The organism is Rhodospirillaceae bacterium (assembly GCA_016722635.1).
GTDB lineage: Bacteria > Pseudomonadota > Alphaproteobacteria > JAEUKQ01 > JAEUKQ01 > JAEUKQ01.
Genome location: JADKIX010000003.1, coordinates 33,823 through 45,834 on the forward strand (window position 1 = coordinate 33,823; position 12,012 = coordinate 45,834).

Consider the following 12,012-nt stretch of genomic DNA (forward strand, 5'->3'; position numbering starts at 1 on the left):
TTGGCTCAGCCCATGTAACTTTAAAACCTACTATCTTTAGAGCATCATTTACGATGTTAAAAGCTGCAGGTAACGCGGCCAACAGCTTTCATTGGCGTTGGTTTAAAGGAGCATCCCGCCTGATGCTTCAATCCGCTGGCCGTTAATCCAGCCACTTTCATCTAGTAATAACATGCTAATGGCGCCGCCGATATCACCCGGCAAACCAACCCGACCGAGCGCGGTTTGGGAAGCGATCGTAGAATTAAGTTCTTTATTATCGCGGACGGCACCGCCGCCAAAGTCCGTTGCAATGGCGCCCGGGGCAATGGTGTTCACCGTGATTTTGCGTTTTCCCAGTTCCTTGGCCATATAACGGCTTAATACCTCAACCCCGCCTTTCATGGTGGCATAAGCCGAATAGCCAGGGAAACTGAAACGAGCCAGGCCGCTCGATACATTAATGATGCGACCTCCATCTTTCATCAATGGCAATAGTTTCTGGCTAAGAAAAAAGGGTGCTTTCAGATGCATTTTCATCAATTGGTCAAACTGCTCTTCGGTGGTTTCCATGAATGAGGCATGGATGCCGCTGCCAGCATTATTCACCAGAAAATCAAAATCCACGCGCCGCCAATTTGATTGCAACGCTTGTTTGACAGCCGTGACAAAGCCTGGGAAAGAGGCGCTGTTGGTTACATCAAGCTGCAAAGCGATAGCCTTACGACCTTTAGCGGTAATTTCTTTCACCACTTTGTCGCCCTCAGCCTGCTTGCTGTTATAGGTTAAGATGATGTCAACTCCGCGATCTGCCAAATGCAAGGCCGTGCTTTTCCCAAGCCCGCGGCTGCCGCCGGTAATGATAGCAATAGTCATAATCTCTCCTTAAAATTGGTTATTATTTATGGTATGTGATAAATATAAAGTGCCTAAAGGGCTTTTAAAAGATAAGCGTTAAAAGATTTATTTTGATGAAATTGAAAGTGGAAAAATGACAAAAACTATCGGTATACGCCAAGCGCAGCATAAGGATTTGGATGTATTAGCTGAATTATTCAATGACTACCGCCGTTTTTATAAGCAGAAAGACAACCCGCTGCAGGCCACGCAGTTTATGCAGCAGCGGCTGATCAAGCAGGATTCAACGATTTTTGTGGCGGAGGCAGATAAGGGACAAATCATGGGATTTTGCCAACTGTACCCCACCTGGTCTTCCGTTAGCATGCAAAAAGCTTGGATTTTCAATGATTTATATGTGCGTGAAGATGCGCGCAAATTGGGCATTGGCAAACAATTGATTGAGCATCTGTTGAATTTCTGCCGTCAAGACAAAGCTGCCTGGGTCACCCTGCAAACCGCCAAAGATAATACCAACGCCCAAAACCTATACAAAAAACTGGGGTTTGTGCAGGAAGATCAGTTTCTGACTTTTAATTTTGAGTTTTGATTCCTGGTCTTAAACAAACCTAAATGTAATCCATAAATTATAAAATAGCTAGAAATAGGTTAGGGATTGTCTGAGTCAAAATATATGAAGGTATCATTTTGAGGATTTATTATATCCGAAACAAAAAATAATCTATCCAAATTCAATTTGTTAACCGAAGCCCATAAAGTTTTTATAATTTTTTTGGGATAAAGGTCAGTTTTTATAGTTATCCATTCGGCTGGTGCTTCCAAGCTAACAAAACCTGTGTGTCGAATGTTTTCTTCAAATGAAAATAAAATTGTAGGGCATAACCTGTGGGGACAAGGCAAATAAATAAGTAACCAAGTGCTTTGATTATAAGTATGTTTTGGATCTAATTTCTTTTCCAATTTTATTTGGAATTCTTTTGCGAATTCCTCAATTAATTTATTTTTGGATACCGCGCTATCTACTTTTTCTTTAATTGACCCATCTTGTTTATATTCTTGTAATGTTGGAGCAGGTCCAAACAGTTTTGAATGAACGAGTATGCCTTTTGTTGATTCATTAAAGAAACTTGTTATTTGAATTTTTTTAATATTTCCGTTAATTTTTACTTCAGCATCATAACCAGGTTGACTCCCAAGAAGATTGCGAAGTTCAATTTTTGACCCCTGTGATGTTCTTTGTAAGTAATTCGCTAATTTTAGCGAAGGCTCAACTTCTAGTTCAAATTCTTTGGCGTATTTAATTTTTTTTGAGTGAATACTTGCAAGATTTTCGATTGCAGTTGCTTGATTAGAAATAGTTCTTTTAGGGTATAATTTCTTATTTATAAATTTTACCAATTCTTGTACTTCATCAATCGCATGAAATTCTTCAATCCATTTTTTAAATTCTTCGGGATTGTTTATTAGATCGATATTATTATTCATTCTTCTATAAAAAATCCTTTGTATGCATAAAGCATTTCCATCATTATTCTAAGATAGAATTTATATCAAAACAAAAAAGTATAAAAAAGGATATAACGCTTGGGCCTAGAAAACATCAAAACCTTCGCTGAATGTATCGAAATTGTTGGGGAAAAAGTTCCAAAAAATTTGATGTTAGGGAATGGTTTTAGCATTTCTTGGCGGCCCGATATTTTCAATTATAAAAAGCTGGCGGCAAAACTTTCATATCCCATGATGCAAGATTTATTGGATAAGGTCGGCACGAAAGATTTGAAATTTCTAAGGCGTCGTTTATTTAAGCTGCTGAAATCGTGAAACGGTTGAATTGTTAACCATAAATAATAAAGGAGAACGAAGTGAATATAGGTCTTGTTAAGGAATGCATGACGGCTTCGCTTTCCGGTAAAGCCAATTTTGGTGAAATGGTCATGAAATTGAAAGAAGCCGATGTTGAACGCTATATCATTGATTTGATTGGCTTGAATCAATTAACTTATGGTATTAATGGGGAATATCTGCTGGCCTCTTTGCGTTTTGTCAATCCGTCTAAGCCCAGTAAAAGTTTTAACAGCCCTGGCATTAAAAAGGCCATTCAAGATAGTCAGCAAAAGAAAATAGATTATCCAACTTTTCTGCGCACGATAATGGCAGCGGGTTGCTGCCATTATGAGGTGTATATTCACGGGAGAAAAGCTATCTATTTCGGTTGTGATGGTAGTCATCATATTGAAAATTTTTCAACAATTTCTTAAAGGCAGAATGAAATGACAGCAGATAAAACCCGTTGTGGGTGGGTGGGTACCGGCAAGGCTTTTTATGAGCAGTATCATGATCAGGAATGGGGCGTGCCCGTTCATGATGATGGCAAGCATTTCGAATTCTTGATTTTGGAGGGGGCGCAGGCGGGCCTAAGCTGGGAAACCATTTTGAAACGGCGCGAAGGCTACCGCAAAGCATTCAAGAATTTTGATCCGAAAGCGGTTGCCCGCATGACCGATCAGGAATTGGATGCTCTGCTGCAAAATGGCGATATCATTCGCAATAAATTAAAGGTTTATGCCGCGCGCAAAAACGCCCAGGTATTTTTGCAAATTCAGCAGAAATTTGGCTCCTTCAACGCTTATGTTTGGCCATTTGTGGGCGGTAAGCCCAAGATTAACAAATGGAAAAACCTTAGCGACGTGCCAGCCACCAGCCCCGAATCAGATGCCCTGTCCGCAGATCTTAAAAAACGTGGTATGTCCTTTGTAGGCTCGACCATCATCTATGCCCATCTGCAGGCAACAGGATTGGTGAATGATCACATCACCAGTTGTTTCCGCTATCACCCCCTTGCCGCAAAAACATAGGCAACTGATATATACATATATAATACAGGGTAAATCCCACTTCCGATAAGTGCAAAGGGACAAAAATATGCAGCACAAAACCATCCTTTTTATCGTTACCTCCCATGCCAAAATATCAAACACAGGTAAAAACACTGGCCTGTGGTTGGAAGAATTAACCACCCCCTATTATGCTTTCAAAGATGCAGGTTATGGGGTTGAAATCGCGTCCCTTGCTGGGGGAGTGGTTCCGATTGATCCTTCTTCACAAAAAACAATTGGCCAAAACCCAACCAGTGTTGATCGTTTTTTACAAGATAAAGAAGTTTTGGCTGCTGTTAAAAATACTCCGGCGATCAGTAAGATTGATGCCAAAAATTATGCGGCTGTTTTCCTGCCCGGGGGTCACGGCACCATGTGGGATTTGCCGGGAAACGAGAAATTAGCAGCCATCGTTTCGTCAACTTTAGAAAGCGGGCGGGTGGTTGCCGCTGTTTGCCATGGGCCAGCGGGGCTGGTTTCAGCCAAAGATAATAAAGGTGAGCCGGTGGTGAAAGGCAGGCAAGTGTCAGCTTTTACGAATGCGGAAGAGGAAGCGGTGGGGCTAACCAAAACCGTTCCCTTTCTTCTGGAAAGCCGATTGCGGGAACTGGGGGCTTTGGTTAAAACAGGCCCCAATTTTCAAGCTTTCGCGATTGCCGATGGTAATCTGATCACCGGTCAAAATCCCGCCTCTAGCGAAAAAGTGGCGGCCCTGGTGATTGAGCGCTTAAAATCCCTAGATAAAAAAGGTGCGTAAGAAACGCAGCCTTTTATTATCAGGAAAAATAAGATAGCTAGTTAGTCGCTTTCCGCGCCCGTTTCCCATCCATTTTATTCTGGCTATTCGGGGGGAATGCCGAAACGGCCCGCTTGGAAATCGGCCATGGCTTGGCGGATTTCTGTTTGTGTATTCATCACAAACGGGCCATATCCCACCACCGGCTCATTGAGTGGGGCGCCGTTTACCAGCAATAATTTGGCATCAATGCTGGCCTTTAGGGTGATTTGATCACCGCTTTGTTCAAACAACGCCAGTTCTTTGGGGCTTAACCCCTCAGCGTCATTCACCGTCACCTTGCCTTTCAACAGCAGCAACGCCGTGTTATACCCTGCCGGTATAGTCAGGCTTATTTGACGGCCTGCTTGCAGCCAAATATCCCACAAATTCACCGGGGTAAAGGTTTTGGCGGCGCCCTTAAGCTTGCCATAATGGCCCGCAATCACTCGGATTTCGCCCCCATTTTCCGGCAGTTTAATCACCGGAATATCCTTCTTCAAAATGCCCTGATAACCTGGCTTGGTCATTTTATCTTTAGCGGGTAAATTCACCCACAGCTGCACCATTTCCATGGTGCCGCCGGTGCGCGTGAAATCCTGCCCATGCATTTCCTCATGTAAAATGCCGCTGCCAGCCGTCATCCATTGCACATCGCCGGGGCCGATTTTACCGGAATTGCCAGCGCTGTCCTTATGCTCAACCTCCCCCTGATAGACAATCGTCACGGTTTCAAAACCGCGATGTGGGTGAAATCCCACGCCCCGCTTTTGTGTGGTTGGGGTGAATTCGGCAGGGGCCGCGTAATCCAGCAATAAAAATGGGCTGATTTCATCGGCCAAATGGTGATAGGAAAATAGGGTGTATACGGGAAAACCATCGCCCACCCAATGTATAGCTGTGCCGCGGTTGACCCGGATTATTTTCTTATTTTTCATGGTATTTCTCCTTCTTTTTTTGCCCTCATCATGATAAATTATCTTGCAACGATCTTTTTGCAAGTACGCACCCCAAGGATACCGCAATAGCAATAGGTGGAGAAATGGTACAAAAAACGGTTTCATGCCCGGTTGAATTAACGCTGAGTATTATGGCCGGACGATGGAAGGTGATGATTATCCATCAATTGCTGCTGGGCTCGCGCCGTTTCAACCAATTGCAACGGGAATTGCGCGGGATCACCCACCGCACGCTCACCAAAAATCTGCGGGAGATGGCAAGCCAAAACCTGGTGATCCGCACGGTTTATCAGGAGATTCCGCCCCATGTGGAATATCGGTTGTCGCCCTTGGGCCTATCATTAAAACCAATTTTAACGGCCATGCATGAATGGTCTGAGGAATATGGCAACCAAATTGCCATTGATAAAAACTATTAAGGGAGTAGTCCCGCCCATTCAGCCGAAATAGCGTGCGGGGGTTTGACCGAAGGCGTTTTTAAACAAGGTGATGAAAGACGACACATCCTGATAGCCCACATCCAAGGCCACATTAGTCACCTTTTCTCCATTTCCAAGCTTTTCAAGGGCGGTTAGTAAGCGCAATTGTTGCCGCCATTGGCCAAAAGTTAATCCGGTTTCTTTCAGAAATAAACGAGCGGCAGTGCGTGGTGTCAGGCCGCTTAGCGGCGCCATTTGTTCCAAGGGGTTGCTATTCCCGATATTATCTTCTAAAAGGGCCGCCAATTTTCGTAACCTTTTATCTTGGGGTTGCGGTAAATGCAAGGGGGTGCTGGGCAAGCGCGGCAGCCAATCCACCAGCACCCGCATCAATCTTGCTTCCATCCCATCCGGCGGATAATCCAGGCCGAATCCAGCAGCCGTAACCAATAATTGGTTCATCAAGGGATCAACGGTTACTACCCCGCATTGGTCGGGCAAGGGCAGGGCGGCTTGTTTGGCATATAGCGTATGCAGCCAGAAACCTTGGCGGGAAGACACTTGATGCAATACACCCGGTAATATCCAAACCGCCCGTTGCGGCGGCACCACCCAACGCCCTTCCGTGGTTTGCACATGGATCACCCCTTGGCTGGCATGAATCAGTTGGGCGCGGCTGTGGCTGTGCCACTCGCCTTGATAAGCGCTGTATTTTTCAGCGACCACCACGAGCGGCCTTGGTGCCTCATCTGGGTTAATCAATGATATCATTTTGTCTGTTTTGCCATATTTTTTTTCTAAATATGCCTATAATAACGAAAATATTTGGTTATAGTCAAGTGCAGGTTCAATTGCCAAATAAAGGAGTCAGGTTCTGATGCGTTTTACGAAATCATTTTTAGGGGTGGCTGCGGTTGTTCTAACCCTTAACAGTCCGCTTGCGGCTGAAGCGGGTCAATTGCATGTCTTCACGTCCGGTGATGCCGGATTCAATACCCATTCTGTCTGGTATGATGACGGCAAAGAAGTCACGGTGATTGATACCCAATTCACCATTGAGGTGGCCCAACAATTGGTGGCCGATATCCAAAAACAAACCAAATCACCGATTACCCGTATTATTATCACCTATCCCAACCCCGATAAATTTAATGCCTTATCAGTGTTTCATAAATTGGGCGCCGAAAGCATTGCATCGGCTAAAACCGCCGCTGCCATTCCCGGCGTTGATGCTTACAAACGCTATTTCTGGGTAGAAATCGCTCATGTTTTTACGGATGAAACCTATCCAAAAGTGGAGCCCGTGAAAACGACCTTCAGCGGTCAGAAAGTGATCAAGCTGAAATCAGGTGAAACCATTACCCTGATTGAGTTGAAAGAACCTGGCGTATCCAACAATCAGGTAGTGGTGCGGATTGATACAACCGGTGATTTAATCGTTGGTGACTTGGTAGCTTACAAAGCCCATGCCTGGTTGGAAGGGGGGATTGTTGATGGTAAAACTCAGCCAAATATCGCTGGCTGGAAGGCTGATTTACAGCAATTGCTGACTTTAGGCAAAGGCAAAGTTTATGGTGGACGGGGCGAATTTGGGCTTGTTACTGAAGTGGTGCCCGTGCAAATCGCTTACCTGGATAAAGCTGACCAAATTGTCACCAATTATGTTAAAAAATTAGGGAATAATGCCTTGGCTGAATTAACCGATCCCGTGAAGTCACAGGCCCATTTCCAAGAGATCCAAGCTGAATTTGTCAAAGCTTTCCCCAACTATGCTTTGCCTGATTTAATTAGGTACGGCGTTTACGGCTTGGCTTTCTCAAAAATTTCTTCCAAATAACACATTCTATAATGTAAGGAAAATATTATGAAAATAGCAATTATAGGCAAAGGTAAAATGGGTTCATCTTTGGCAGAATTAGCTAAAAAGGCTGGCCATACGGTAACTATTGGTTCGCGTGATCCCAAACAGCCGGTATTAGCCGCCATTAAAGGGGTTGATATGGTGGTTTTGGCGGTGCCTTATGCGGAAGCCTTGGCTCTTGCCGACAACAAGGAGATTGCTAAAAATCTAGCGGGCAAAATATTGGTGGATATCACCAATCCGTTAGCCCCCGATTATATGAGCTTAACGGTTGGTCACACCACCTCAGCCGCTGAGGAAATTGCCAAAAAACTGGCCGGGGTTAAGGTGGTCAAAGCCTTTAATACGATTTTTGCGGATGTCTTAAAAACCCGCTTGGATGGTGGGAGGGGTTCTGCCACGGTGCTGGTGGCTGGCAATGATGAGGCGGCTAAAAAGACCGTCACAGTACTAGCCACCTCCTTTGGTTTTGAATCGGTTGATGCTGGAAACCTGCTGGTTGCCCGCTATCTGGAACCATTGGCGCAGTTGCAAATCCAATTGGCTTACGGCAAAGGCAAGGGCACAAAAATTGGATTCTCCCTCGTTACTGCTGGCTAGTGTCCAACAATTGGCTTATCAGTTTTACATAAGGGTGGCTTTTCTGGCCACCCTTACTTTTTTATTTAAAAACAGGCAGCCAAGGATAAAATCCTTTTTTCATGCCTGCTGATAAAACATTATCGCTTTCATCAGCCATGATCCAGCCGTTGGTTTTAAGTAAAGGCTGAATTTTGAAAGATTCTTGGCCATCAAGAATTTCCGCGCTGAATTGCCCCTGATCATTAACAGCGGCCTGCGTTTTTAGAAATTGTTTCAAGCGGTTGTTTTTCTGGTACTCATTAATTAAGATTGCAGTCAAAGCCCGTTCTGGCGGAAGATCGATTAAATGCCTTAAAAACGGCAGAATAAAAAAACGAAAATCGATCACGGTTGAAACTGGGTTGCCAAAAATAAAATGTTCGGGTAATTTGTTACCAATAAATGAAGCATAAGGTATAAGGGGACTAATAATAAAATGGCTAGAGTAACCGTCGAAGATTGCATCCAAAAAGTGCCAAACCGCTTTGAATTGGTAGTTTTAGCGGCACAAAGGGCCCGAGATATAGCTGCCGGGGCACAGATTACCGTGAACCGCGATCGCGATAAAAACCCGGTCGTGTCATTGAGGGAAATTGCCGATACCGACGTCTCTTTAGATGGATTGCGTGAGAATGTAATTAAATCATTGCAGCGCAACGTTTCAAGCCAAGCTGTACACAAGAAAATGGTAACCCAGCCTGCTGGTGACAATGAATTGCTTCAGGAAATTAATGAAGCCCAGTCAAATATGCAAGATGAGGTTACACAAGCGGTGATTGATGGGAAGTTTGAAGATATCAATCTTGCCGATGAACAATAATATTTGTTTATTGATGTAAATTTCTTTAATGAGCTGTTTGATATCTGCTATATCGACCCTCCCTTAACTTCGGTAAGGTATGTGAGGTTGACACGTGATTCGTCAGTATGAACTTGTGGAACGGGTTAAAGCCTATGATCCCGATGCGGATGAAGATGCCTTAAACCGTGCATATGTGTTTTCAATGAAGGTGCATGGGTCACAGTCACGTGCAAATGGTGACCCTTATTTTTCTCATCCTTTAGAAGTTGCCAATATCTTAACGGGGATGCGTTTGGATACTGCCTCCATTATCACAGCGCTTTTACATGATACCGTTGAGGATACGAACACCACCTTAAAAGAGGTTGAGGGCTTATTTGGTAAAGAAGTCGCCAAATTAGTGAATGGAGTCACCAAATTATCCAAACTTGAACTGCAATCAGACCGCACCAAATATGCCGAAAATTTTCGCAAACTCGTTTTGGCTATGTCTGATGACATTCGGGTTTTATTGGTTAAGTTGGCTGACCGGTTACATAATATGCAAACGTTGCATTACATCCAAGACCCCACAAAAAGACACAGGATAGCCCAAGAAACTTTGGAAATTTATGCCCCCTTGGCTGAGCGGATGGGTATCCAGGAAATGAAAGAAAAGTTGGAAGATTTAGCGTTTGCTGAATTATTTCCAGATGCCAGGAATTCAATTATTCAGCGTTTAGGGTTTCTGCAGGAAAAAGGGGGCGTTATTCAGCGGATTACAGACGCTTTAAAAAATTTGCTTTTTAAAGAAGGTGTAGAAGCCGTTGTTATTGGTCGCGAAAAAACCCTTTATTCCATCTGGCGCAAGATGCAAAATAGAAACATTAGTTTTGATCAGCTGTCAGATATTATGGCCTTTAGGGTTATTGTTACGGGTATTGCCCAATGTTACCAAGTTTTAGGAATTATCCATAATTTCTTTTTTGTCGTGCCGGGAAGGTTTAAGGATTATATCAGCACGCCTAAACCCAATGGTTATCAATCGCTTCATACAAGCATCATTGGCCCTGAACAACAACGGATTGAAATACAAATTCGTACACAAAAAATGCATGAAGTGGCGGAACGTGGCGTGGCCGCCCACTGGCAATATAAACAAAATAGCCCTAACCAAGAGGGTAGGCAATATCGCTGGCTAAGAGAATTGCTTGATATTTTGGAAAACGCCTCAGGACCAGAAGAATTTTTAGAACATACCAAGCTTGAGATGTTTCAAGACCAAGTTTTTTGTTTTACCCCAAAGGGTGATTTATTTGCTTTGCCTAAAGGTGCAACTGCTATTGATTTTGCCTATGCGGTTCACTCGGATGTCGGCAATCACTGTGCCAGGGTAAAAATTAACGGCAGTTTAATGCCTTTGCGGACCCTTCTGCAAAATGGTGATCAAGTTGAAATTATTACTTCCCGTACCCAAACGCCATCGCCAGCTTGGGAACGTATTGTGGTTACAGGCAAAGCCCGGGCATCTATTCGGCGGTTTGTCCGCAATCAAAAACATGGCGAATCTATTGATTTAGGAAAAAGCTTTTTTCAAAAACATTTAAAAGCTGAGAAGATCGAAATCAATGATCAGGCTTTTGATGCGTTAATGAAAAAATTAAAATTTTCTAGTTCCGATGAATTTTTTGCTGGATTAGGTGAGGGGAAATTATCCGCTAAAGATATCTTTTCTAGCCATCATTCTGACCAAACTCTTCCACATGCTTCCAGTGATATAGAATTATTGAAAACGATTATCCCGCAGATAGATCAGGCAAAAACAGAAAAGCACCTAGATAAGATTTTAGAAAAAACTGGTCCGATCAGCGGGTTAATACCGGGGATGGCTTTTCACTATGGGGGGTGTTGCCATCCCTTGCCCGGGGATAAGATTGTAGGAATTGTTCGTACGGGTCGCGGCGTCACTATTCATACAAAAGACTGTTATAATTTATTACAATTTCAAGATCAACCGGATCGTTGGCTAGATGTTGAATGGAATAAATATAATAAAAACCAAGTCAACACGGGTCGCTTAGATATTATTGTTGCTAATAAGCTCGGGGCTTTGGGTAATTTAGCCACCACCATTGGCCGATGTGATGCAAATATCACTAATCTGAAAATAAAAAAGCGCTCAGATGATTTTTTTGAGCTGCTCATCGATATTGAGGTTAAAGATCTTGCACACTTAATGAATACGATTGCTTCCTTAAAAGCCCTTCCTATTGTCAGTGTTGTAGAGCGTGTAAAAAATTAACTTTGTAACTTAGTTATCATTTCCTACAGTAATCAAGGTATAAAAGTATATTCTTAAATGGCGGGTGCTTTTTGTTGGACAATCATTTTTAACAGATTAGCATCCACTATGCTTAAAATGTGACAAGCTGTTCATTTTACGGGACCAAGTATGACATTGGAAAAATATTCATGATTTTAGGAATTGGCATTGATATCATTGATATTAGCCGCATCAGAAATGTTTTCGACAAATTCGGGGAACGTTTCTTGAAACGGATTTTTACACCGTTAGAAATTGCTAAAGCGCAGACGCGCCAGGATATAGCGCCCACTTTAGCCAAAAGGTTTGCGGCGAAGGAGGCTTGCGCAAAAGCACTAGGAACCGGTATCTATCAAGGGGTATATTGGCATGACATTGGTGTTGTTAACCAAGCCAGCGGGCAGCCAGGGATTGTATTGACAGGAGGGGCGGCCCGAAGGTTAAAAGAAATGACACCTACCAACATGCAAACAAAAATTGATTTAAGTTTGACGGATGATTATCCTCAGGCTCAAGCATTCGTGATTATATCTGCCATACCATATGGCCAACAAAATTAA

16 protein-coding genes are annotated in these 12,012 nt (G+C 43.3%); 11 read left to right on the plus strand and 5 right to left on the minus strand.

Going from position 1 to position 12,012, the window contains the following annotated elements:
* Positions 1 to 102: 102 nt before the first annotated feature.
* Positions 103 to 855 (minus strand): SDR family oxidoreductase, encoded by a 753-nt coding sequence (locus tag IPP67_00490; protein MBL0337685.1) that lies wholly within the window; start codon positions 853 to 855, stop codon positions 103 to 105.
* A gap of 115 nt (positions 856 to 970) precedes the next feature.
* On the opposite strand from IPP67_00490, the gene IPP67_00495 reads away from it, so the two are divergent.
* A complete protein-coding gene (locus IPP67_00495) occupies positions 971 to 1,426 on the plus strand; it encodes a GNAT family N-acetyltransferase (protein MBL0337686.1) in 456 nt (151 codons plus the stop codon).
* Positions 1,427 to 1,485: 59 nt separating this feature from the next.
* Here the strand turns inward: IPP67_00495 and IPP67_00500 are convergent, their stop codons facing one another.
* Positions 1,486 to 2,322, minus strand: a complete 837-nt coding sequence (locus IPP67_00500; protein ID MBL0337687.1) for a hypothetical protein — start codon at positions 2,320 to 2,322, stop codon at positions 1,486 to 1,488.
* Between the two features lie 99 nt (positions 2,323 to 2,421).
* On the opposite strand from IPP67_00500, the gene IPP67_00505 reads away from it, so the two are divergent.
* The 4 genes from IPP67_00505 (at position 2,422) to IPP67_00520 (ending at position 4,470) form a co-directional block, all read left to right on the plus strand.
* Positions 2,422 to 2,658, plus strand: a complete 237-nt coding sequence (locus IPP67_00505) for a hypothetical protein (GenBank protein MBL0337688.1) — start codon at positions 2,422 to 2,424, stop codon at positions 2,656 to 2,658.
* A gap of 113 nt (positions 2,659 to 2,771) precedes the next feature.
* Positions 2,772 to 3,095 carry a DUF1398 family protein gene (locus IPP67_00510; protein ID MBL0337689.1) on the plus strand — a complete coding sequence of 108 codons (324 nt, stop codon included), beginning with the start codon at positions 2,772 to 2,774 and terminating at the stop codon, positions 3,093 to 3,095.
* A gap of 12 nt (positions 3,096 to 3,107) precedes the next feature.
* Positions 3,108 to 3,692 (plus strand): DNA-3-methyladenine glycosylase I, encoded by a 585-nt coding sequence (locus IPP67_00515; protein ID MBL0337690.1) that lies wholly within the window; start codon positions 3,108 to 3,110, stop codon positions 3,690 to 3,692.
* Between the two features lie 67 nt (positions 3,693 to 3,759).
* Positions 3,760 to 4,470, plus strand: a complete 711-nt coding sequence (locus IPP67_00520; GenBank protein MBL0337691.1) for a type 1 glutamine amidotransferase domain-containing protein — start codon at positions 3,760 to 3,762, stop codon at positions 4,468 to 4,470.
* Positions 4,471 to 4,553: 83 nt separating this feature from the next.
* Here the strand turns inward: IPP67_00520 and IPP67_00525 are convergent, their stop codons facing one another.
* Entirely contained in the window at positions 4,554 to 5,426 is an 873-nt protein-coding gene (locus IPP67_00525) for a pirin family protein (GenBank protein MBL0337692.1), read from the minus strand.
* Between the two features lie 104 nt (positions 5,427 to 5,530).
* Between IPP67_00525 and IPP67_00530 the strand changes: the two genes are divergently transcribed.
* Complete coding sequence (locus tag IPP67_00530) at positions 5,531 to 5,866, plus strand: helix-turn-helix transcriptional regulator (protein ID MBL0337693.1); 336 nt, start codon at positions 5,531 to 5,533, stop codon at positions 5,864 to 5,866.
* A gap of 18 nt (positions 5,867 to 5,884) precedes the next feature.
* On the opposite strand, the gene IPP67_00535 is transcribed toward IPP67_00530, so the two are convergent.
* Entirely contained in the window at positions 5,885 to 6,637 is a 753-nt protein-coding gene (locus IPP67_00535) for a helix-turn-helix transcriptional regulator (protein ID MBL0337694.1), read from the minus strand.
* A gap of 106 nt (positions 6,638 to 6,743) precedes the next feature.
* On the opposite strand from IPP67_00535, the gene IPP67_00540 reads away from it, so the two are divergent.
* Both IPP67_00540 and IPP67_00545 read left to right on the plus strand, forming a co-directional pair.
* Positions 6,744 to 7,703 carry an MBL fold metallo-hydrolase gene (locus IPP67_00540; GenBank protein MBL0337695.1) on the plus strand — a complete coding sequence of 320 codons (960 nt, stop codon included), beginning with the start codon at positions 6,744 to 6,746 and terminating at the stop codon, positions 7,701 to 7,703.
* A 27-nt stretch (positions 7,704 to 7,730) separates the two neighbouring features.
* The gene (locus IPP67_00545; protein ID MBL0337696.1) at positions 7,731 to 8,327 is read left to right on the plus strand and encodes an NADPH-dependent F420 reductase; all 597 of its coding nucleotides are present in this window, start codon (positions 7,731 to 7,733) and stop codon (positions 8,325 to 8,327) included.
* A 61-nt stretch (positions 8,328 to 8,388) separates the two neighbouring features.
* Here IPP67_00545 and IPP67_00550 read toward each other — a convergent pair whose 3' ends face one another.
* Positions 8,389 to 8,697: a hypothetical protein gene (locus tag IPP67_00550; protein MBL0337697.1), complete on the minus strand. Its 309-nt coding sequence runs from the start codon at positions 8,695 to 8,697 to the stop codon at positions 8,389 to 8,391.
* An 87-nt stretch (positions 8,698 to 8,784) separates the two neighbouring features.
* On the opposite strand from IPP67_00550, the gene IPP67_00555 reads away from it, so the two are divergent.
* The 3 genes from IPP67_00555 (at position 8,785) to IPP67_00565 (ending at position 12,012) form a co-directional block, all read left to right on the plus strand.
* On the plus strand, positions 8,785 to 9,168 hold the full coding sequence (locus IPP67_00555; protein MBL0337698.1) for a DNA-directed RNA polymerase subunit omega: 384 nt from the start codon (positions 8,785 to 8,787) through the stop codon (positions 9,166 to 9,168).
* A gap of 94 nt (positions 9,169 to 9,262) precedes the next feature.
* Positions 9,263 to 11,431, plus strand: coding sequence for a bifunctional (p)ppGpp synthetase/guanosine-3',5'-bis(diphosphate) 3'-pyrophosphohydrolase (locus IPP67_00560; protein MBL0337699.1), 2,169 nt, complete (start codon positions 9,263 to 9,265; stop codon positions 11,429 to 11,431).
* Positions 11,432 to 11,601: 170 nt separating this feature from the next.
* Positions 11,602 to 12,012, plus strand: a complete 411-nt coding sequence (locus IPP67_00565) for a holo-ACP synthase (protein MBL0337700.1) — start codon at positions 11,602 to 11,604, stop codon at positions 12,010 to 12,012.

Bases quoted from the DNA above. Each gene is read 5' to 3' on its own strand.
- IPP67_00490 (MBL0337685.1), bottom strand. From the start codon at position 855: ATGACTATTGCTATCATTACCGGCGGCAGCCGCGGGCTTGGGAAAAGC.
- IPP67_00495 (MBL0337686.1), top strand. From the start codon at position 971: ATGACAAAAACTATCGGTATACGCCAAGCGCAGCATAAGGATTTGGAT.
- IPP67_00500 (MBL0337687.1), bottom strand. From the start codon at position 2,322: ATGAATAATAATATCGATCTAATAAACAATCCCGAAGAATTTAAAAAA.
- IPP67_00510 (MBL0337689.1), top strand. From the start codon at position 2,772: ATGAAATTGAAAGAAGCCGATGTTGAACGCTATATCATTGATTTGATT.
- IPP67_00515 (MBL0337690.1), top strand. From the start codon at position 3,108: ATGACAGCAGATAAAACCCGTTGTGGGTGGGTGGGTACCGGCAAGGCT.
- IPP67_00520 (MBL0337691.1), top strand. From the start codon at position 3,760: ATGCAGCACAAAACCATCCTTTTTATCGTTACCTCCCATGCCAAAATA.
- IPP67_00525 (MBL0337692.1), bottom strand. From the start codon at position 5,426: ATGAAAAATAAGAAAATAATCCGGGTCAACCGCGGCACAGCTATACAT.
- IPP67_00530 (MBL0337693.1), top strand. From the start codon at position 5,531: ATGGTACAAAAAACGGTTTCATGCCCGGTTGAATTAACGCTGAGTATT.
- IPP67_00535 (MBL0337694.1), bottom strand. From the start codon at position 6,637: ATGATATCATTGATTAACCCAGATGAGGCACCAAGGCCGCTCGTGGTG.
- IPP67_00540 (MBL0337695.1), top strand. From the start codon at position 6,744: ATGCGTTTTACGAAATCATTTTTAGGGGTGGCTGCGGTTGTTCTAACC.
- IPP67_00545 (MBL0337696.1), top strand. From the start codon at position 7,731: ATGAAAATAGCAATTATAGGCAAAGGTAAAATGGGTTCATCTTTGGCA.
- IPP67_00555 (MBL0337698.1), top strand. From the start codon at position 8,785: ATGGCTAGAGTAACCGTCGAAGATTGCATCCAAAAAGTGCCAAACCGC.
- IPP67_00565 (MBL0337700.1), top strand. From the start codon at position 11,602: ATGATTTTAGGAATTGGCATTGATATCATTGATATTAGCCGCATCAGA.